Origin of the sequence: Pseudomonas bohemica (assembly GCF_002934685.1) — a bacterium.
In the GTDB taxonomy this organism is placed as follows: Bacteria; Pseudomonadota; Gammaproteobacteria; order Pseudomonadales; family Pseudomonadaceae; genus Aquipseudomonas; species Aquipseudomonas bohemica.
The window spans coordinates 113,995-134,735 of the sequence record NZ_NKHL01000119.1; the positions used below are offsets into that span (position 1 = coordinate 113,995).

Annotated in this window: 14 protein-coding genes; 4 read left to right on the top strand and 10 right to left on the bottom strand. The window is 59.3% G+C overall.

Annotated elements, in window-relative coordinates:
* Positions 1 to 420: 420 nt before the first annotated feature.
* From betA to CE491_RS24795, 6 genes are all read right to left on the bottom strand, one after another.
* Complete coding sequence (betA, locus tag CE491_RS24770; protein WP_110950966.1) at positions 421 to 2,118, bottom strand: choline dehydrogenase; 1,698 nt, start codon at positions 2,116 to 2,118, stop codon at positions 421 to 423.
* A gap of 218 nt (positions 2,119 to 2,336) precedes the next feature.
* Positions 2,337 to 3,809, bottom strand: a complete 1,473-nt coding sequence (gene betB, locus CE491_RS24775) for a betaine-aldehyde dehydrogenase (RefSeq protein ID WP_110950967.1) — start codon at positions 3,807 to 3,809, stop codon at positions 2,337 to 2,339.
* A 76-nt stretch (positions 3,810 to 3,885) separates the two neighbouring features.
* Positions 3,886 to 4,479, bottom strand: a complete 594-nt coding sequence (betI, locus tag CE491_RS24780) for a transcriptional regulator BetI (protein WP_110950968.1) — start codon at positions 4,477 to 4,479, stop codon at positions 3,886 to 3,888.
* Between the two features lie 498 nt (positions 4,480 to 4,977).
* Positions 4,978 to 6,159, bottom strand: a complete 1,182-nt coding sequence (gene choV / locus CE491_RS24785; protein WP_110950969.1) for a choline ABC transporter ATP-binding protein — start codon at positions 6,157 to 6,159, stop codon at positions 4,978 to 4,980.
* Positions 6,156 to 7,004 carry a choline ABC transporter permease subunit gene (choW, locus tag CE491_RS24790; protein WP_199885250.1) on the bottom strand — a complete coding sequence of 283 codons (849 nt, stop codon included), beginning with the start codon at positions 7,002 to 7,004 and terminating at the stop codon, positions 6,156 to 6,158. Before choW ends, choV begins: the two co-directional genes overlap by 4 nt.
* 64 nt (positions 7,005 to 7,068) lie before the next feature.
* Positions 7,069 to 8,016 (bottom strand): choline ABC transporter substrate-binding protein, encoded by a 948-nt coding sequence (locus CE491_RS24795; RefSeq protein ID WP_110950971.1) that lies wholly within the window; start codon positions 8,014 to 8,016, stop codon positions 7,069 to 7,071.
* A 476-nt stretch (positions 8,017 to 8,492) separates the two neighbouring features.
* On the opposite strand from CE491_RS24795, the gene CE491_RS24800 reads away from it, so the two are divergent.
* From CE491_RS24800 to CE491_RS24810, 3 genes are all read left to right on the top strand, one after another.
* Positions 8,493 to 9,869, top strand: coding sequence for an L-serine ammonia-lyase (locus tag CE491_RS24800; RefSeq protein ID WP_110950972.1), 1,377 nt, complete (start codon positions 8,493 to 8,495; stop codon positions 9,867 to 9,869).
* Positions 9,870 to 10,722: 853 nt separating this feature from the next.
* Positions 10,723 to 11,826 (top strand): choline metabolism transcriptional regulator GbdR, encoded by a 1,104-nt coding sequence (gbdR, locus tag CE491_RS24805; RefSeq protein ID WP_110950973.1) that lies wholly within the window; start codon positions 10,723 to 10,725, stop codon positions 11,824 to 11,826.
* A 250-nt stretch (positions 11,827 to 12,076) separates the two neighbouring features.
* Positions 12,077 to 12,841 carry a hypothetical protein gene (locus CE491_RS24810; RefSeq protein ID WP_110950974.1) on the top strand — a complete coding sequence of 255 codons (765 nt, stop codon included), beginning with the start codon at positions 12,077 to 12,079 and terminating at the stop codon, positions 12,839 to 12,841.
* A gap of 181 nt (positions 12,842 to 13,022) precedes the next feature.
* On the opposite strand, the gene CE491_RS24815 is transcribed toward CE491_RS24810, so the two are convergent.
* Complete coding sequence (locus CE491_RS24815) at positions 13,023 to 13,289, bottom strand: hypothetical protein (RefSeq protein WP_110950975.1); 267 nt, start codon at positions 13,287 to 13,289, stop codon at positions 13,023 to 13,025.
* 331 nt (positions 13,290 to 13,620) lie between these two features.
* Between CE491_RS24815 and CE491_RS24820 the strand changes: the two genes are divergently transcribed.
* Positions 13,621 to 14,463 carry a 23S rRNA (adenine(2030)-N(6))-methyltransferase RlmJ gene (locus tag CE491_RS24820; protein WP_110950976.1) on the top strand — a complete coding sequence of 281 codons (843 nt, stop codon included), beginning with the start codon at positions 13,621 to 13,623 and terminating at the stop codon, positions 14,461 to 14,463.
* Between the two features lie 127 nt (positions 14,464 to 14,590).
* On the opposite strand, the gene msrA is transcribed toward CE491_RS24820, so the two are convergent.
* The 3 genes from msrA to aceF all read right to left on the bottom strand — a co-directional run bounded on the left by msrA (position 14,591) and on the right by aceF (position 20,709).
* Positions 14,591 to 15,250, bottom strand: coding sequence for a peptide-methionine (S)-S-oxide reductase MsrA (msrA, locus tag CE491_RS24825; RefSeq protein WP_110950977.1), 660 nt, complete (start codon positions 15,248 to 15,250; stop codon positions 14,591 to 14,593).
* Positions 15,251 to 15,368: 118 nt separating this feature from the next.
* Positions 15,369 to 18,062, bottom strand: a complete 2,694-nt coding sequence (locus tag CE491_RS24830) for a putative bifunctional diguanylate cyclase/phosphodiesterase (protein ID WP_110950978.1) — start codon at positions 18,060 to 18,062, stop codon at positions 15,369 to 15,371.
* Positions 18,063 to 19,041: 979 nt separating this feature from the next.
* Entirely contained in the window at positions 19,042 to 20,709 is a 1,668-nt protein-coding gene (gene aceF, locus CE491_RS24840) for a dihydrolipoyllysine-residue acetyltransferase (protein ID WP_110950980.1), read from the bottom strand.
* Between the last annotated feature and the right edge of the window lie 32 nt (positions 20,710 to 20,741).

Sequence of the window (20,741 nt, forward strand, 5' to 3'; positions counted from 1 at the left end):
CCGGCGAGCAAAAATCCTGTGGGAGCTTCCGGAGGTTACGACGGTGGCGAATAGGGGTTGTCAGGCGCTGAAGATGCATCGCCTGGCGTGGCCCTTTCGCTACCGTCGTCCCTCCGGTTGCTCCCACAGGTACCGCGTGCTGGCGCTGATTTACCGGCGAGCGAAAATGCTGTGGGAACGTCCGCAGGTTACGACGGTGGCGAATAGGGGTTGTCAGGCGCTGAAGATGCCTCGCCTGACCTGGCCCCTTCGCGACCGTCGTTCCTGCGGTTGCTCCCACAGGGACCGCGTGCTGGCGCTGATTTATCGGCGAGCAAAAATCCTGTGGGAGCTTCCGGAGGTTACGACGGTGGCGAATAGGGGTTGTCAGGCGCTGAAGATGCATCGCCTGACCTGGCCCCCAGTTTGCTCTCACAGCGGTTATGTGGAACTCACTTCCCGCATCGGCTTGCCACGCACCGGCGCATCACCCGCCACGTAATAGTCGGCGGTGCTGCGCGGCAGTGGGGTGCGGCCGCGGATCTTGTCGGCGATTTTCTCGGCTATCATGATCGTCGGCGCATTGAGGTTGCCGGTGGTGATGATCGGCATGATCGACGCATCGACGACACGCAGGCTCTGCATGCCATGCACGCGACCTTCGCCGTCGACCACCGCCATTTCATCGGTGCCCATCTTGCACGAGCAGGATGGGTGGAATGCCGTCTCTGCGTGCTCGCGAACGAATTTGTCCAGTTGCTCGTCGGTCTGTACTTCGACGCCAGGGCTGATCTCGCGCCCACGGTACTTGTCCAGCGCGGGCTGCTGAATGATTTCCCGGGTCAGGCGGATGCCGTCGCGAAATTCCTGCCAGTCCTGCTCGGTGGCCATGTAGTTGAAGAGGATGCTTGGGTACTCGCGCGGGTTCTTCGACTTGAGCTGCACGCGCCCACGGCTCGGCGAACGCATGGAGCCCACGTGAGCCTGGAAACCGTGCTCTTTCACGCCGTTGCTGCCGTTGTAGTTAATCGCCACCGGCAGGAAGTGGTACTGAATGTTCGGCCACTCGAACTCTTCACGCGAACGAATGAAACCACCGGCTTCGAACTGGTTGCTCGCGCCAATGCCTTTGCCGAGGAACATCCATTCGGCACCGATGGCCGGCTGGTTCCACCAGAGCAGGGAAGGGTAGAGCGAGACAGGCTCCTTGCAGGCGTATTGCAAGTACATCTCCAGATGATCCTGAAGATTTTCGCCCACACCCGGCAGGTCGTGGACCACGGGAACGTCGAGCTTTTTCAGCAGCTCGGCCGGGCCGACGCCGGAGCGTTGCAGGATCTGCGGCGAAGCGATGGCGCCGCTGCACAGCAGGACTTCCTTGCGCGCGCGGGCTTCGACACGGGTGTCGCTGTCACCCACCAGATACGCCACGCCGATTGCGCGTTTGTTGTCGAACAGAATGCGATCGGTCAGCGCGTGGGTGACGATGGTCAGGGTCGAGCGCTTCTTTGCCTCATCCAGGTAGCCGCGTGCCGTGCTGGCGCGACGGCCGTTCGGGGTGACCGTGCGATCCATTGGGCCGAAGCCTTCCTGCTGATAGCCGTTGAGGTCGGAGGTAGCGGGATAGCCTGCTTGCACACCGGCTTCGACCATCGCGTGGAACAGCGGGTTGTTGCCGGCTTTCGGCGTGGTCACGCTGACCGGGCCGTCGCCGCCGTGGTAATCGTTGGGCCCGATGTCGCGGGTTTCGGCTTTGCGAAAGTACGGCAGACAGTCGAGGTAGGTCCAGTCTTCGAGGCCCGGCAGTTTCGCCCAGCCGTCGTAGTCCATCGCGTTGCCGCGGATGTAGCACATGCCGTTGATCAGCGAAGAGCCGCCCAGGCCCTTGCCGCGTCCGCACTCCATACGCCGGTTGTTCATGTGCGGCTCTGGCTCGGTTTCATACGCCCAGTTGTAGCGACGGCCTTGCAGCGGGAAAGCGAGCGCGGCAGGCATTTGCGTGCGAAAGTCGGCGCGGTAATCCGGGCCGCCGGCTTCGAGCAACAGAACAGTGACGCCTGCGTCTTCGGTGAGACGGGCTGCCAGGGTATTACCGGCCGAGCCTGCGCCGATGATGATGTAGTCAAATTCCTGGGACATTGAGAATGCTCCCTCTTGATAAGTTCTTCAGGGACGACACGGATGTGCGCGGTGCAATCTGTGGGAGCGAGCTTGCTCGCGAATGCTGGCGCTCAATCTCTAAACCTGTGCCGGATGTACAGGCCACTTCGCGAGCAAGCTCGCTCCCACAGATCGATGGTATTTGCGTGGGGGCGGATTTATCCGCGAAGGGCTCCGGCAGACTCCGGAGCGCTTTATCAGAACACCGAAGCGTATTCGCCCAGCTCGACCTGTACCGATTTGATGCGTGTGTACTGCGCCAACGAACTGATACCGTTTTCGCGACCCACGCCCGATTGCTTGTAGCCACCGACCGGCATTTTCGCGTCGGACTCGCCCCAGGCGTTGATCCAGCAAATGCCGGCTTCCAGCTGATGAATCACGCGGTGAGCGCGGCTAATGTCGCGAGTGACGATCCCGGCGGCCAGCCCGAACTCAGTGTCGTTGGCGCGGCGGATCACTTCTTCTTCGGAGTCGTAGCTGAGGATGCTCATCACCGGGCCGAAGATTTCTTCCCTGACGATGGTCATGTCGTCGTGGCAATCGGTGAATACCGTCGGCGCCACGAACGCGCCTTTGGCGAATTCACCCTCGGTCAGGCGATCGCCGCCGATCAACAGACGCGCGCCTTCTTCCTTGCCCTTGGCGATGTAGCTCAGCACGCTTTCCATGTGGGCGAAGCTGACCAGCGGCCCGAAGTTAGTGTTGTCGTCCTGCGGGTTACCGGCACGAATGCGTTTGACGCGCTCGACGATCTTCGCTTCGAACGCAGCCTTCAACGCGCCCGGCACGAACACGCGGGTGCCGTTTGTGCAGACCTGACCGGAGCTGTAGAAGTTGGCCATCATCGCAATGTCGGCGGCGCGATCCAGATCGGCGTCGTCGAAGACGATCAACGGCGACTTGCCGCCCAGTTCCATGGTCACTTCCTTGAGCGACGAACTCGACGCGCTGGCCATGACTTTCTTGCCGGTGTTGGTGCCGCCGGTGAAGGAGACTTTCTCGATGCGCGGGTGCTCCGTCAGCCAGGTGCCGACTTCGCGGCCGCTGCCGGTCAGCACGTTGAACACACCATCAGGCAGGCCCGCTTCGGTGTAGATTTCGGCGAGCTTCAGGGTGGTCAGCGAAGTGACTTCGCTGGGCTTGAAGATCATCGCGTTGCCTGCTGCCAGCGCTGGCGCGGACTTCCATAAGGCGATCTGGATCGGGTAGTTCCAGGCGCCGATGCCGACGGTCACGCCCAGCGGCTCACGGCGGGTATAGACGAACGAGGTGTCGCGCAGAGGGATCTGTTCGCCTTCGATGGCGGGCACCAGGCCTGCGTAATATTCCAGTACGTCAGCGCCGGTGACGATGTCGACGTATTTGGTTTCGGAGATCGCTTTGCCAGTGTCGAGGGTTTCCAGTTCAGCCAGCTCGTCGTTGCGCTCGCGCAGGATGTCGACGGCGCGACGCAGAATGCGCGAACGCTCCATGGCGGTCATCGCAGCCCAGATTTTCTGGCCCTTTTCAGCGCTGGCCACGGCACGTTCGACGTCTGCCTGAGTGGCCCGCTGAACCTTGGCGAGCACTTCGCCATTGGCCGGGTTGATGGCTTCGAAGGTCGCGTCGCTGCTGGCGTCGACGTAACCACCGTCAATGTAGAGTTTTTGCAGTTCGAAACGGGCCATAAAGTCCTCGCAGTTGTCTGTGATGGGCGTTGATCGGCGCGCCGTGCGCTGCTTCGATCCTTGTGCGGCCGCTGTGTTAACGCGGCGCTTTTGCCAGTTGGAAATCCATGTATTCGTAGGCGATCTGTTGCGCCTGTTCGGTATCGAACGCGTCGCCCGAGAGCGCACCGCGTAGCCACAAGCCGTCAATCAGGGCTGCAAGACCGCGTGCAGCGGTGCGCGCCTGATCCAGTGGCAGCACGCGGCGGAACTGGCAGCACAGGTTCGAATACAGACGGTGATCGTTGATCCGCTGCAGCCGGTGCAGGGAGGGCGAATGCATGCTGGTGGCCCAGAAGGCCAGCCAGGTTTTCATCGCCGGGCCGTTGACCTGGCTGGCATCGAAGTTGCCCTCGATGATGACTTTCAGGTGCGCTCTGGGGCTATCGTCTTTCAGTGCCTGACGCCGCTCGGCGACGCTGACGATCAGGGCATTCATCAGGTGACGCATGGTCGCTGCAATCAGGCCGTTCTTGTCCTGAAAGTAATGACTGATAATGCCGTTGGAGACCCCCGCGAGCTTGGCGATCAGCGCGATGCTGGCGTCGCCTATCCCCACTTGATCGACCGCCGACAGTGTGGCCTGGATCAGTTGTTGACGCCGAATGGGTTGCATACCGACCTTGGGCATCTGTAAGTCTCCTTGGCTCGCGAGGTAATCGTGAAAGACTGAAAACGGCGTCCACTCTAATGCTTTTTAATTGAACGTTCAATCAACAAAAAACCGCAGGCGTACGAAAAGCCAGAAACATGCCCTGTTGAAGCGTTAAGATTTCCTTCGCCGGTACCGGCCTATTCGTGAGCAAGCTCACTCCCACAGGGCTTTATGCCGTTCACAAGCTTTTCGGCGAAGCTAAAACTGTAAGAGTGAGCTTGCTCACGAGGGCGGGCTATTCGTGAGCAAGCCACTCCCACAGAGCTTTATGCCGTTCACAAGTTTTTCGGCGAACCTGAAACCTGTAGGAGTGAGCTTGCTCACGAAGGCGGGCTATTCGTGAGCAAGCCACTCCCACAGGGCTTTATGCCGTTCACAAGCTTTTCGGCGAACCTGAAACCTGTAGGAGTGAGCTTGCTCACGAAGGCGTCCGGACAAACGGCGCATTCAGCACGGTGCTGATGCAGCCGCGCCTCAACCGTGGTTCTTGCCCAGCAACGCGTGGTACAGCTCGCTGTCACCCAGAATGCCGACGAGTTGGTTGTTCTCTTGCAGCACCAGTTTGTTGCCGGTGTGGTAACGGATCTGCAGGGCTTCGCGCATGCCGATGTCCGAATGCACGACGGTGGGTCTGCGACCCAGATTTTCGACCGCCTGACCCGGTTCCCAGCTTTGCAGGTCAACCGCGGCGCCGTGCTGATGCAGGCCCTTGATTGTGTTGCCGTCAGCCAAGTCGATCCATGAGTCGTCGCCCGGATCCAGGCACACCTGCGAGCCGTTGATGCGGGTGCAGTCGGTGATCGGACGCATCAGGCTGCGGCCACAGAGCACGTTCAACGGATTGGTATGCGCAACGAAGGTCCGTACGTATTCGTCCGCCGGGTTCAGCACGATCTCTTCCGGCACGCTGTACTGGATGATCCGGCCGTCTTTCATGATCGCGATGCGGGTGCCGAGCTTGAGCGCTTCGTCCAGGTCGTGACTGACGAACACAATGGTCTTGTGCAGCTTCTTCTGCAGGTCCAGCAGCTCATCCTGCAGACCCTGGCGGATCAGCGGGTCGAGCGCGGAAAAGGGTTCGTCCATCAGCAGAATATCGGCGTCCATCGCCAGTGCGCGGGCCAGGCCCACACGTTGCTGCATGCCGCCGGACAGCTCGTCAGGCTTCTTGTTGCGCCATTGGGTCAGGCCGACCAGCTCGAGTTTCTCGTCCACCAACTGACGACGTTCCTTCTCGGGGCGACCCTGCATTTCCAGGCCGAAGCTGATGTTCTCGCGAACGGTCAACCAGGGCATCAACGCGAACTTCTGGAACACCATGGCGATGCGTTTGGTGCGCATCATCTTCAGCTCGGCCGGGGTGCAGTTGGCGATGTTGATTTGCTTGCCTTCGTGCTCGACGAACAGCGAGCCACGGCTGACGGTGTTCAGGCCGTTGATGCAGCGCAGCAGGCTGGACTTGCCCGAACCGGACAGCCCCATCAGTACACAGATTTCGCCTTTGTTGACGTCCAGACTGGCTTTTTCGACCCCGACAATCTGGCCGGTTTTCTTCAGGATTTCTGGCCGCGTCAGGCCCTGATCCAGCAGCTTGAGAGCCTCACGCGGGTCTTTGGAGAAGACGACGTCTACCTGGTCGAATTTGATGATGCTCATGCGTCAGCCCTCACTTTAGCGTCGGGTTGTTTGCAGATACGGTCGAGCATGATCGCCAGCAATACGATCGCCAGGCCCGCTTCGAAGCCCAGAGCGATATCAGCAGTGTTCAGTGCGTTGACCACGGGTTTGCCCAGGCCGTCGGCGCCAACCAGTGCTGCGATCACCACCATCGACAACGACAGCATGATGCACTGGGTGATACCGGCCGCGATGCTTGGCATGGCGTGGGGCAGTTCGATTCGTGACAGCAATTGACGGCGGGAGCAGCCGAAGGCCTTGCCGGCATCGAGCAGTTCTTGCGGGACATCGCAGATGCCCAGATAGGTCAGACGGATCGGCGCGGCAATCGCGAACACGACCGTGGAAATCAGACCTGGCACCACGCCCAGCCCGAAGAGGGTCAGGGTCGGAATCAGGTAAACGAAAGTCGGGACGGTCTGCATCAGGTCCAGGACCGGCCGCATCATGGTGTAGAACAGCGGCTTGTGCGCGGCAACGATGCCCAGCGGCACGCCGATCACCACGCAGACCAGGGTGGCGAATAGCACCTGGGCCAGGGTTTCCATGGTTTCCTGCCAGTATCCCAGGTTCAGGATCAGCAGAAAGGAGATCACGACAAAGGCGGTCAGACCCCATTTGCGCTGGATGAAATGGGCAATCAGAGCAATCAGGCCGATCAACACAAAAGGGTTGAACCAGGTCAGACCCGAGGTCAGTCCGTGGATCATGGCTTCCAGTGACGAAGCGATGGCGTCGAAGGTGCTGGCGCCGTGTTGCGTCAGCCATTCGACAAAGCCTGCGATGTACTGGCCTAGGGGGATTTTATGATCAGTCAGCATGATATCGATTGTCCGCGTGCGGGATGAAAAGAGGACAACAGGCGGGCGCGCCCGCCTGCGTGTCGAGTTACTTCGTCAGCTCGGCTTTTGCGGCTTCCAGGCCAGGTTTACCGTCCACTGTGGTGACACCCGCCAGCCAGGTGTCGAGAACTTGAGGGTTTTTCTTCAGCCACGCCTTGGCGGCTGCATCAGGCTTCATCTTGTCGTCGAGGATATTGCCCATCAGCGAGCTTTCCATCGGCAAGGTGAAAGACAGATTCTTGAGCAGTTGGCCAACGTTGCTGCACTCGCTGGTGTAGCCCTTGCGCACGTTGGTGTAGACGGTCGCCTGGCCGAAGTTCGGACCGAAATAGTCATCGCCGCCCGTCAGGTACTGGATCTTGAAGCGGGTGTTCATCGGGTGCGGTTCCCAGCCCAGGAACACCACGTCGGTGTGACGTTTGGTGGCGCGATCGACCTGCGACAGCATGCCTGCTTCACTGGATTCGACGACCTTGAAGCCTGCGTCTTTCAAGCCAAAGGCGTTCTTGTCGATCATGCTCTGGATCAAGCGGTTGCCGTCGTTGCCAGGCTCGATGCCGTAGATTTTGCCGTCGAGCTCCTTCTTGAATTTGACGATGTCGGCGAAATCGTGAAGACCCTTATCGTAGAGCTCTTGAGGAACGGCCAGGGTGTATTTGGCGTTTTCGAGGTTGGCGCGCACGGTCTCGACAGTACCGGCGTCGCGATAGGCCTTGATGTCGTTTTCCATGGTCGGCATCCAGTTGCCGAGGAACACGTCCATGTTCTTGCCATCGGCCAGCGACTTGTAGGTCACGGGCACGGAAATCATGGTGGTCTTGGTTTTATACCCCAGCGACTGGAGGACTACGCTGGTGACGGCGGTGGTAGCGGTGATGTCGGTCCAGCCAACATCGGAGAAATTGACCATCTGGCAAGCGGCGGGTTCTGCGGCTTGCGCCAGCATCGGCAGACTCAGCACAACGCCCAGCATCAGCTTTTGTGAACCTTTCATGGTTGGACTCCTTAGGTGTTTTCTTCTCGTCATCAGGCGAAGCTGACGCGTTTTTGGTGTCGGCGAGTCAAGTGGGAAAACAGCTCTATCACTGCGTCTGGCGATTGAGTCGACAACGATCATGTAACAGGCAAAAACAAACGCCTACAGGGCGCGTCGTAACCAGTACAGAGGGGGTCGTATCCAGTGTCAGTGACGTCGCTTACAGATTTTTTCCCCGCCCGGCGACGGCTTTTCGAGTGTCAATGCGGCAAAAAGTGTCCAAATCAGTGGCGCTTTTTCCCGGGGGAGCACTCCTGGACACTGTTGTATAGCCACGACGTTTGTGGACAAGAGTGAGTCGGTGTGAGACGCCGCACCTCGAGATAAAAGGCTGATGATGCCGGCATCTGGACGGATTGCAGCTAGAAGCGTAGCAGCTCCGTCGCCGGCCGCTTGGCGCGCCGGGAGCCCTGTTCTTCGGAGGTTTGCGGTAAATGGCTATCAGCGTGTTCGACCTGTTCAAGATCGGTATCGGCCCCTCCAGCTCTCACACGGTGGGGCCGATGCGCGCCGCGGCGTTATTTGTTCAGGGCCTGCGTGAGCGCGACCAGTTGGCCCAGGTGCAACGCATCGAAGTGCGCCTCTACGGCTCGCTGTCGGCGACCGGCGTCGGTCACGGCAGCGACAACGCCGTGATCATGGGGCTGATGGGCGAGTGGCCGGACGGAATCGACCCGACGCTGATCGGTCAGCACATTGCCAAGCTGCGCGAAACCGACACCCTGAAACTCAACGGCGATCATCCGATCCCCTTCGTCTGGCAGCGCGACATGCTGCTGATCGACGAGAACCTGCCCTTCCATCCCAACGCCATGACGCTGATCGCCTTCGATGCGAACGGCGAATCCCATCGCGACACCTATTACTCGGTGGGCGGCGGTTTCGTGGTGGATGAGGCGCAAGCGGCCAGTGGCGTACTGGACATGGACAACACCGTGCTGCCGTACGATTTTTCCAGCGCCGACGAACTGCTGATGCTCTGCGAGAAGCACAGCCTGCGGGTCTCGGAGCTGATGATGGAAAACGAGAAGGTCTGGCGCAGCGAAGAAGAGATTCGTGCAAGCCTCATGCGTTTATGGAGGGCAATGCAGGAATGTGTGGAACACGGTTTGAAGCACGAGGGCATTCTGCCCGGCGGCTTGAATGTGCGTCGGCGTGCGGCGCGTCTGCATCGCAGTCTTCAAGAGTTGAACAAGCCTAACGTCATCGGCTCGACGCTGAGCGCGATGGAGTGGGTCAACCTGTTCGCCCTGGCGGTCAACGAAGAGAACGCAGCTGGCGGGCGGATGGTCACGGCGCCCACCAACGGCGCGGCGGGCATCATTCCGGCGGTGCTGCACTACTTCGTCAAATTCAGCGATGAGGTCAGTGAAGCCAACGTCGTGGATTACTTCCTTGGCGCGGCGTCGATCGGCATCCTCTGTAAGAAGAACGCGTCAATCTCCGGTGCTGAAGTCGGTTGTCAGGGCGAGGTAGGCTCGGCGTGTGCGATGGCAGCGGCGGGCTTGGCGGATATTCTGGGAGCCACACCTGAGCAACTGTGCAACGCCGCCGAAATCGGTCTTGAGCACAACCTTGGCCTGACCTGCGACCCGGTGGGCGGCCTGGTTCAAGTGCCATGCATCGAGCGCAACGCGATTGCCGCGGTGAAAGCCATCAACGCCGCACAGATGGCGTTGCGTGGTGACGGCAAGCATTTCATCTCGCTCGATCGCGTGATCCGCACCATGCGCGACACCGGCGCCGACATGCACGACAAATATAAAGAGACCTCCCGCGGTGGGTTGGCGGTGAGTGCGGTTGAGTGTTGAGTCGTTAGCTTGGCGTTGCCTGTTCTGCAGTCTTCGTGAGCAAGCTCACTCCCACACAGGCTGTGTGAACACCCCGATGAGAGATTGAACTGCGCGCTCCTACGTAAATTCCGAAAAAGATCGGCCGGTGTGCCGGACGTGGAATTTACGTAATTACAGTTCATTTTTTAACCACTCACTGAATTGCTGAGGTTTTCACTCAGTCTGTCAGTCTGCATGGGGTGCCTCACAAGCCAGCAAATATGGTGTACATGCGGACCACTTCGCGAGTGAACTTGATGGCGAAGGCGCTGGAACAAACGCAGCCGTCCGTGAAAAAGCCTCTACAAATGCCTCCCTGGATCGCAATGTCGTGTACAGGCCGACCACTGTGGGGGGAGCTTGCTCACGAAGAGGGAGTTGCGCGCGCAGAGGTCGCGTGTCGTGAAGTGCTATCAGCCACTGCTCGCTTTTCGCTCACGCCCCAAACCTGCCGCTGCCTTTTGGCGCGTGATCGGTGTGACATGGCGCAAAGCCATGCCACACAAGCGCTACCGGGCCTACCGCCGGTCACCTGCGCATGGAGTGACACTCTCCCTGCGTCCGATATTTCGGTGATTCACATAAGTGCTACCGAATTGCTCATCCCGCCCGCTATTTCCGTGGCTCCACGATCGATAGGTCGCTAACGGAACGGTCATGTCGCTCCCGAATAGACGCATCACGACGTCGCAATCAGGGTTTATTGAATGAGCATTCAACTTTAGGCATGGCATTTGCGTTGCAGTAGACAATGCTCTCCATAGATGAGGGCGATACAACAAGAGCCTCTTCCTGGGGCCATCAACCGCTTTCCGAGTGAGGAGATACTGTGATGACTTCGTTCAACTCCGGGGCTCAACCCCAGAACCGTGCGCCTCAATCCATCGGCTTTCTGCTGTTGGACAATTTCACACTCATTTCCCTCGCATCTGCGGTTGAGCCTCTGCGTATGGCCAACCAGCTTTCCGGCCGTGAGCTGTATCGCTGGACCACACTGAGCGTCGACGGCGGACAGGTCTGGGCCAGCGACGGTTTGCAAATTACCCCTGACGCGGCCATGCACAAGGCACCGGTGCTGGACACCGTGATCGTCTGCGGCGGCGTAGGCATTCAACGTACCGTGACGCGCGAACACGTGAGCTGGCTGCAGAGCCAGGCGCGTCAGTCCCGTCGCCTCGGCGCGGTCTGCACCGGTAGCTGGGCGCTGGCGTGCGCTGGTCTGCTGGACGGTTTCGATTGCAGCGTGCATTGGGAGTGTCTGGCGGCGATGCAGGAAGCTTTCCCGCGCGTTGCCATGAGTACCCGCCTGTTCACCCTTGACCGTAACCGCTTCACCAGCTCTGGTGGCACCGCGCCGCTGGACATGATGCTGCACCTGATCAGCCGCGATCACGGGCGTGAACTGTCCGCCGCGATCTCGGAAATGTTCGTCTACGAACGTATCCGTAACGAGCAGGATCACCAGCGCGTACCGCTCAAGCATATGCTCGGCACCAACCAGCCGAAACTGCAGGAAATCGTCGCGCTGATGGAGGCCAACCTCGAAGAGCCGATCGACCTGGACGAACTGGCGGTTTACGTCTCGGTTTCCCGGCGTCAGCTCGAGAGGTTGTTCCAGAAATATCTGCACTGCTCGCCATCGCGCTATTACCTGAAGCTGCGCCTGATCCGCGCGCGGCAGCTGCTCAAGCAAACGCCGATGTCGATCATCGAAGTGGCATCGGTCTGCGGCTTCGTCTCCACCCCGCACTTTTCCAAGTGCTACCGTGAGTACTTCGGCATCCCGCCGCGTGATGAGCGTGTAGGCTCAAACACCACACAACAGGTGGCGATGATGCCGATTCCGCAGGCGATGGTCCTGTCGCCACTCTCCGGCCCGCTGTCGGCCCTGAGCCAGGCGCGCAACGAGTCGACGTTTGCGAGTGTGAGGCTGTAAGTTCTTTGCTCCGTCGATCGCGTCGTGCACTCCCCATGCAGCGACGCGATCGGGATTCATTGCGACGGGCGGTGGGTTTTTCAGGCCAAACCTGTCATTTCTGACAGTTGTTCCCTTTCTGGTTCAAGCGCTAAATATCTCCTGTACTGATCAGTTGTAGGTGTTAGGACCGTGCATAAATTGCCGCTGTAAAGTTCCGCTCCCTGCCGAAAGCTGACTCAAATACCTTAAACAATTTGAGGGGTGATATATGTCTGCTACTACAGATTCTTCGGCTAGGAAGGTCGACTATGTCGAGTTATTCGATGGAGAAAAATTTGTCGGCATTTCCAAGGTCGCCGATGATGGGACATGGAGCTTACCGGTCATCGGGTTGAGTCATGTACCGCACGTCTTTATCGCGAAAACAGCTGAAGGTCGGATCATATCTGAGCCTTGGACTATCACCACTGGACTTCCATTGACCCTTGGTTCGGATCATACGCAGCGAATTCTGGATTTCTGGATCGCGCGCGGTAAGCCTCCCGTGGGCGCGAAGGCTAATGGGCGGTTCTTGCGAGAGGCCACCGGTGGCGTCCCGCCTTATCTCTATACCTCATCTAATCTCAACGTCGCGATGGTGGACGCCACTACCGGTGAAGTCACGGCAGCGGGCAATGGCACGGCAGTCATCACTGTTAAAGATGCGGCCAATAGTGTTGCGCAGTATAAGTTGACCCTGACCGGGATTCATGAAGTCCGTCATTTAAACGAAGTTTGGTGGGCACCGTCGGGTCCGAATCGCGAGTGGGTGAAGACTGCGCTTACTAGAAACGAAATGCGCAGCCTCTATCGGACTTATTCCGAAACTGAGTCAGGTAATGTAGTGAAGTTTCTCGGATGGCCTGATAAGTCATATTGGACGTCGGACAATATCGAGGTCGTGGCCAACGCTTATGCGTTTACGCTGAATACCGATGCTCGAGAGGTTGTCATGAACGGCGGTACCAAGTTACCCACCGTTGTGAAAGTTTAAACCTTTTCAAAAAGCGCCAGAGTCGTTGACGTCTGCCTCTTGTACGCCTCCCTACACTTATTCGTCCTCGGACGAGCAGGCTGCGCAGGTCAGCACCGAAGGCGTTGTGACGGGTGCCGGGAACGGTATTGCGCAGATCAGAGTGTTGTTGATTCGGCAGGTCATGCGCGGCAGCCCCGTTTCAAGCCCGGCGTTGGCTCGACGAATATTTGGCCAATGCTGGCAACAACTGCTGATCGATCGCCTGACGCACCGCAGGCAGGATGGTCGCGCTGCCGCTGAGCATCTTTTCCACCAGCTGACGCAACGCCCGCGCGCGGTCTTCGTTCAGGCCGCATACCGCTTGGGCGCAGGCCTGTTCGGCGGTCGCGCCTGATGGCGTTTCAAAGCCCAGGGATCTGAGTTGACCCAGTAGATCGTCCTGGTCGATCAGGTCTGCATGCATCATGACGCTCGCTCCTTTTTGTTGAGGTTGAGCCGATTCTGGTAGCGCGCCGCACGCTCGGCAATACCTGTCGTCGGCAATGTCTGGCATGCACATCACTGTGTCGGTTTTGGCTATGTAACCGTTTAGTTAATTCGGCATAATGGCCGCACTTTAAATTGCTCGGGCCACGGTTTGGTCACCTTCTAGTCCGAGCAAGTACCTCAACCCCGGTTTTGTAACGGCTTAACCGGGGCTTTTTTTGCCTGGCGTTTTTGTCCAGCGACTCCGGGCTACGAGCGGTCTGCGCAACGTTGGCTGTTTTGTTAAACTCCGCAGCCTTCCAGGAGCCGCCATGAACTACCGTCACGCCTTCCACGCCGGCAACCATGCCGACGTCTTGAAACACATCATCCTGACTCGCTTGATCGCGCTAATGTCGCGCAAGGAGCAGCCGCTCGCCTATATCGACACCCATGCGGGTCTCGGCCTGTACGACCTTCAGGGCGATCAGGCGACGCGCACCGGTGAATGGATCGAAGGCATCGGCCGTTTATGGGCCGCGGACGATGTGCCTGCGGTGGCCGCAGGCTACATGGACGTGATTCGTCACATGAACCGCAAGACCGGCGAGTTGCGCTACTACCCAGGCTCCCCCGAACTGGCCCGCCGCGTGACCCGCGAGCAGGACCGCGTGCTGCTCAACGAGAAGCATCCGGAAGACGGCGCGCTGCTCAAGGACAACATGAAATACGACCGCCGCGTCGCCGTGCATCTGGGTGAGGGCTGGCATGTGCCGCGTGCCTTGCTGCCGGTGCCGGAGAAGCGTGCGGTGATGCTGATCGACCCGCCTTTCGAACAGCTGGACGAGATGAAACGCTGTTCGGTGGCGCTGAAAGAGGCCATTGGGCGCATGCGCCAGACTGTCGCGGCGATCTGGTACCCGATCAAGGATCAGCGTGCGCTCAAGCGTTTCTATCAGGAGTTGGCCGAAACCGGCGCGCCGAAATTGCTGCGTGTTGAATTGCTGGTGCACCCACTGGATACGCTCAACAGCCTCAATGGCTCGGGCATGGCGATTGCCAACCCACCGTGGGGACTGGAAGAAGAGTTGCGCGAGTTGCTGCCTTGGCTGGCCGGGAAGCTTGGGCAGACCCAGGGGGATTGGCGGATGGATTGGTTGATTGCCGAATCATGATTGATCGCCGCTTTACTGACGGAGCGCGCTTGCCCGCGATTGCAATCGGCCTGACCCCATCAGGTGACCGACACGGCGCAATCGCGGGCAAGCGCGCTCTTGTATTGGTGTGCCATGCATCCTGTGATTACTGATTCAGCCTCGGCGGCATGCACACCCCGGTCCCGCCGATCCCGCAATACCCCTGCGGATTCTTCGCCAGATACTGCTGGTGATACGCTTCGGCAAAGTACATGGTCGGGGCTTGGTCGATCTCGGTGGTGATTTCACCTAGACCGGCCTTGGTCAGTTCAGCCTGGAACACCTCGGCGCTGGCCCTGGCGGCGTCTAGTTGCTCGGGTTTGGTTGCGTAGATCACCGAGCGGTACTGAGTGCCGATGTCGTTACCCTGACGCATGCCCTGGGTCGGGTTATGCAGTTCCCAGAACATCGCCAGCAGCTCTTCGTAGCTGATTTTCGCCGGCTCATACACCACCAAAACCACTTCACTGTGCCCGGTCAGCCCCGAGCAGACTTCTTCGTACGTCGGGTTCGGCGTGAAGCCGCCTGCATAGCCCACGACTGTGCTGACAACGCCTTCACGTTGCCAGAAACGACGTTCGGCGCCCCAGAAGCAGCCCAGGCCGAAGATGGCGAATTCAACGTCTTCAAAGAACGGACCCAGCAGCGGACGACCGTTGACGAAGTGTGTCTCTGGAAGGGCCATCGGCGTTTCACGTCCCGGCAGCGCTTGCTGGGCAGTTGGCATTTCGTTTTTGTTCACAAGAATTTCCGAGCGCAGAGCCATGAGGTCAATCCTCTCTGACAGGTGACTGCCATAAATGGGGTCAGAATTTTCTGATTCAAATGAAAGGCGACCAGTTTGCCGCACAACCTAAAGGCGGGAAAGAGCCCGTGAGATCGACTCAGGCCAGCGGGCCGCGAGGGTAGCGGCGCAGGGCGTTGATCAGGTCTTCGCCGGGGATTGGTTTGTCGAAGAGATAACCCTGGCCCACATCGCAACGATGACGACGCAGGAAAGTCAGTTGCTCAGCCGTCTCGATGCCTTCGGCCACGACGCTCAGCTTGAGGTTGTGAGCCATGGCGATGACCGCCGAGGTAATTTCCATGTCGTCCTGATCATCCGGAATATCGCGGATGAAGCTGCGGTCGATCTTGATCACATCGATGGGGAATTTCTTCAGGTAGCTGAAGGATGAATAGCCGGTGCCGAAATCGTCCATGGCCAACGTCAGGCCCAGTGTTTTCAACGACTCCAGTTGCAGGCGCGTGTCATCGGTCGCCTCCAGCAGCAGGCCTTCGGTCAACTCCAGCTCCAGCAACGAAGGGTCGAGTTGTTCTTCGCGCAGGATGCTGGCCAGGGAACTGACCAGCTCCGGATCAGAGAACTGCTTGGGCGAAACGTTGATGGCGACATGCAACTTGCCGTAACCGGCGGCCGTCAGTTGCTTGCTCATGCGGCAGGACTGGCGCGCCACCCATTTGCCGATCGGGATGATCAGGCCGGTTTCCTCGGCGACGCTAATGAACTGGTCCGGGCGAATCATGCCCTTTTCCGGGTGGTTCCAGCGCAGCAGCGCTTCCATGCCCAACAGCCGGCCAGTGCGCAGGCACAGCTTGGGCTGATAGAACACTTCCAGCTCGTTTTGGGTCAGTGCGCGACGCAGGTTGTTCTCGACGAACAGCTTGTAGCTGGCTTCGGCGTTGAGCGCTTCAGTGAACACCTGCACCTGATGCTTGCCGTTGGCCTTGGCCTTGTGCAGCGCCAGGCCTGCGTTTTTCATCAGGGTCTGCGGATCGCGGCCATGCAGCGGCGCGCAGGCCAGGCCCACGGAGCCGGTGACGCTGATCAACTGGTTGTCGACGAACATCGGCTTGTCGAGGGTAGTCAGCACCTGATGGGCGATGCGCTGGCCGTCTTCGGGGCCGGTATCGTCCAGCAGCACGGCGAATTCGTTACTGGCGAAGCGCGCCAGGATGCCGGTCGGGCTCAGGCTGTTGCGCAGACGACGGGCGAGGCTGATCAGCAGCTTGTCGCCGGTCTGGTGGCCAAGGCTGTCATTGATGCGCTTGAAGTTGTCGATGTCCACAAGAAGCAGGCTGATGGGCGTCTCGACGTCTCGGGCGAAATGCTCGTCGAGGGTGCGGATGAACGCCGGACGGTTGCCCAGGTTGGTCAGGTTGTCGGTATACGCCAGGCGCTCGATCCGCTGCTGGGAGAGCTTGGCCTGGGTGATGTCTTCGTAAATACCGATGTAATGGGTCAGCTCGCGGTTGTCGCCATAAACCTTGGAGATCGACAACTGGCCCCAGTAGGGTTCCAGATTCTTGCGTCGACTCTTGAATTCACCTTGCCAGCTGTTGCCGCTGACCAGGCTTGAATTGGTGTCCAGTAGCAACGACCCCAGATTTTCCAGCGCTGGCAGTTCCGACAGGCGATGGCCGTGGACTTCGTCGGCGCTGTACTGCGTGATCTCGGTGAAACTGGGGTTGACGTACTCGACCACCCCATCGCAATTGACGAGCAGAAACGCGTTGGCGCTCTGTTCCACCGCACGCTGGAACAGGTGCAGGGCGTTGGTGGCGGTGCGGCGCTTGTGATTGTTGATGACCTGGGCAAACTGATCGGCCAGCTCGCCGGCGAACGCGATCTCGTCGGACTGCCACTCGCGAGCCGTGTCGCTGTGGTCAAGACACAACACGCCGACCACCTGCCCGTCGATGCGAATGCTGGCGTCGAGAATAGCGTTGATGTAGCGCGGGCGCAGGCACTCGGCGAGCTCTTTGGTGCGGGGGTCGGACTCTACATCGCTGGCATCGATGGCCCGACTGGTGTGCAGGGCTTCGAGGTAACTGGGGAAGCGACTGATGTCGATCGGCTCTGCCTTGAGGTACTCATCGGTTTGCCGTCGGTATTCGGCAATCGGTTCAAGCGTCTTGCCATCGAGGTTCCAGATCGCAGCGCGGGAGATGTCGTAAATTTCGCAGGCGCTCTTGGTGATCAGCTCTGCCGCCTCCTGCAAAGAGTTGCTGGAGCTGTAGCGATGGCGCGCCAGGCGCAGAATCAGACTCTGCTGGGCGCGGACACGCTCCAGATGCTTGAGTTGTTCGTGCTGGGCGCGCTGGTTCAACTCAAGGGCGATCTGCAGGCGAGAGTTCTGAACCTCCAGGTCCGGGCTGAAGGCCAGTTCGCTGGAATCGAACACTTCATCGACCACCATCAGATAGCCACGCAGCAACTCACGATTGTGCTGCCGGTAGCCTTCGCCGATCTCCAGCAGACCCAGCGGGCCACGGGTGGTGTGCAGGGTGTAGCGGATGATGTAATGCGAACTGCTGACCAGCTGCATCTGGATCGCATCGTGCAGTTGGTAGCGGGCGTCAGGCTCCATCAAGCTGGCATAGGGCGCTCCGATGAGGGCGCACAGCTCCATGGCCGGCATGTCGAATTGCTTTTCGCAGTTGGGATCCAGGTACAGCATTGCCCAGCTGGCTTCATTCAGCCGCTCGAAACGCAGCATGCCGAGCCGCGAAGGCACCGGCAATTGCGTCACGACCTCGGCTGCCGATCGAGCGGCAGCATCAGGTTGGCTTTTCATGAAGGAACTCGCTTTAAGAGTACGGTCGCGCATGGGCAAGAAGCCCATTGTGAAATCGCGTGTCGCAAGGTTGCATCATGGCGAACGGGCTGACAAGTGAGCGCGATGGCTTAGTGCTATAAATCTGTCGGCAAATCGAGGATTAACTGAAGGTTGTTGGTCGGATTTGGGGGCAGAGGAGGTAAGTGGTTATTAGTTGGCTGTTGAAGATAATGAGATGTGTATGAATCCTTTATCTCGGTGGCGCTGATCGGGATTCGTCCTAACGTACGAATGGTTTCGCCTTCGGCGATTTGCGTTTAAAAGCGCAGCAAAGCCTGCGTTCAGCCTGCACCCAAGTCGCGTTCGGCGGCGTCTGAACCATCGCGTTAGAGAGCAAAAGCAACAGCAGATGCAGACGGCGCAGGTTGACGCGACCCTTGTAGGAGACGTCGGAGGTTACCACGGCAGCGAAGACGGGGAAGCAAACATCCCATCTGCACCTGACCCACCGCTTTCGCAAGATCAACAGCAGATGCAGACGGCGCAGGTTGACACGATTGTTGTAGGAGACGTCGGAGGTTACGACGGCAGCGAAGACGGAGGAGCAAACAACCATCTGCACCTGACCCACCGCTTCGCAAGATCAACAGCGGACGCAGACGCCGCAGGTTGACACGATTGTTGTAGGAGACGTCGGAGGTTACGACGGCAGCGAAGACGGAGGAGCAAACATCCCATCTGCGCCCGACGCGCCGCATTGGCTGCCGTCGTAACCTCCGACGTCTCCTACAGATTCTGCGTCGTACGAAGATTTTGCGCACGCGCATATGTCGCAAAGAATGATGTTCGGCATCAGATAGGCGAAGAGCGTTAGCTCCAGCCCGCGTTGCTAACCAGCCGCCCAAAAAAAGCCCCGCCAATGAGCGGGGTTGAGGTACGAGCGTGGCAGCTCGAAAACGGCAGAGGCCCGCTCCACATGAGCGGGCCTTTTTGAGGCTTACAGCAGGATCGTACGGATGTCCGTCAGCAATTCGCTCAGACGCTTGGTAAAGCGAGCAGCTGCAGCGCCGTTGATCACGCGGTGATCGTAGGACAACGACAGCGGCAGCATCAGGCGCGGCTGGAACGCCTTACCGTCCCAGACCGGCTGCGTGGTGGCCTTGGATACGCCGAGGATCGCGACTTCCGGCGCGTTGACGATCGGCGTGAAGCCGGTGCCGCCAATGTGACCCAGGCTCGAGATGGTGAAGCAAGCACCTTGCATGTCGTTGGCCGACAGCTTCTTGGAACGTGCCTTCTCAGCCAGTTCGGCCGCTTCGGCAGCCAGTTGCAGCAGGCTCTTCTGGTCGACGTTCTTGATCACAGGGACCAGCAGGCCATCCGGGGTGTCGACCGCAAAACCGATGTGGAAGTACTTCTTGCGGATGACCGCTTTGCCGCTTGGCGCCAGCGAGCTGTTGAAGTCCGGCAGTTCCTTGAGCAGGTGAGCGATGGACTTAAGCAGCAGTGGCAACACGGTCAGTTTCACGCCGGCTTTTTCTGCGACAGCTTTCTGCGCGACGCGGAAAGCTTCCAGGTCGGTGATGTCCGCCTGGTCGAACTGAGTTACGTGCGGGATGTTCAGCCAGCTGCGGTGCAGACCGGTCGCGCCCAGCTGCATCAGGCGCGTCATCGGCACTTCTTCGATTTCGCCAAAACGGCTGAAATCGACTTCCGGAATCGGTGGAATACCCGAGCCGCCGGTGGCGCCGCCAGCAGTTGGCGCATCCTTGGACTTGGTCATGATGGATTTGACGTACGCCTGCACGTCTTCCTTCAGCACACGGCCATGGGGACCTGTGGCGGTCACAGCATTCAGTTCGACACCGAACTCGCGAGCCAACTGACGAACAGCTGGGCCAGCGTGGACTTTGGCGCCGCTTTGTGCTGGCGCCGCGGCTGGCGCGGGAGCCGCTTCAGCTTTCGGAGCTGGAGCAGCGGCCGGGGCAGCAGCAGGCGCTGATGCAGGCGCGTCAGCCTTGGCCGGAGCCGGGGCGGCAGCTTGTGCCGGGGCTGCAGCCGGTGCAGCGCCCGCGACTTTCAGTTTCAGAATCAGATCGCCAGTGCCGACCTCGTCTTCGACCTTGACGCTGATGCTTTCGACCACGCCAGCGGCTGGAGAAGGAATCTCCATCGAGGCTTTGTCGGATTCCAGCGTGATCAGGGATTGGTCGGCTTCGATGCTGTCGCCCACCTTGACCATTAGCTCGATGATGCGTGCCTTGCCCGAAGAGCCGATATCAGGAACGTGGATGTCCTGAACGGCATCAGCGGCAGCGGCAGCTGGAGCAGGTGCGGCGGCAGGAGCAGGTGCCGCAGCTTCAGTCAGTTTTTCGGCTGCGGGTGCTGGAGCGGCAGCGGCCGGTTCAGCAGCAGGGGCGGCAGCAGCTTCGCCTTCCACTTCCAGTTCGAACAGCTCGTCGCCTTCTTTCAGGCGATCGCCCAACTTGACCTTCATGGTCTTGATGACGCCGGCCTTTGGAGCAGGAATTTCCATGCTCGCCTTGTCCGATTCGAGCGTCAGAACGCTCTGGTCAGCTTCGATGCGATCACCGACCTTGACCATCAACTCAATGACTTCACCTTCACCGTTGCCGATGTCGGGTACGCGAATTAGCTCACTCACAATGTCTCTCCTTAGGAGAACCTGTTCACTCG

What these genes read in the sequence shown, in the direction of transcription:
- CE491_RS24820 (WP_110950976.1), top strand. Translation starts at nt 13,621, where the DNA reads ATGAACTACCGTCACGCCTTCCACGCCGGCAACCATGCCGACGTCTTG.
- betB (WP_110950967.1), bottom strand. Translation starts at nt 3,809, where the DNA reads ATGGCCCGTTTCGAACTGCAAAAACTCTACATTGACGGTGGTTACGTC.
- betA (WP_110950966.1), bottom strand. Translation starts at nt 2,118, where the DNA reads ATGTCCCAGGAATTTGACTACATCATCATCGGCGCAGGCTCGGCCGGT.
- choV (WP_110950969.1), bottom strand. Translation starts at nt 6,159, where the DNA reads ATGAGCATCATCAAATTCGACCAGGTAGACGTCGTCTTCTCCAAAGAC.
- CE491_RS24795 (WP_110950971.1), bottom strand. Translation starts at nt 8,016, where the DNA reads ATGAAAGGTTCACAAAAGCTGATGCTGGGCGTTGTGCTGAGTCTGCCG.
- CE491_RS24815 (WP_110950975.1), bottom strand. Translation starts at nt 13,289, where the DNA reads ATGATGCATGCAGACCTGATCGACCAGGACGATCTACTGGGTCAACTC.
- msrA (WP_110950977.1), bottom strand. Translation starts at nt 15,250, where the DNA reads ATGGCTCTGCGCTCGGAAATTCTTGTGAACAAAAACGAAATGCCAACT.
- betI (WP_110950968.1), bottom strand. Translation starts at nt 4,479, where the DNA reads ATGCCCAAGGTCGGTATGCAACCCATTCGGCGTCAACAACTGATCCAG.
- CE491_RS24810 (WP_110950974.1), top strand. Translation starts at nt 12,077, where the DNA reads ATGTCTGCTACTACAGATTCTTCGGCTAGGAAGGTCGACTATGTCGAG.
- CE491_RS24800 (WP_110950972.1), top strand. Translation starts at nt 8,493, where the DNA reads ATGGCTATCAGCGTGTTCGACCTGTTCAAGATCGGTATCGGCCCCTCC.
- CE491_RS24830 (WP_110950978.1), bottom strand. Translation starts at nt 18,062, where the DNA reads ATGAAAAGCCAACCTGATGCTGCCGCTCGATCGGCAGCCGAGGTCGTG.
- gbdR (WP_110950973.1), top strand. Translation starts at nt 10,723, where the DNA reads ATGACTTCGTTCAACTCCGGGGCTCAACCCCAGAACCGTGCGCCTCAA.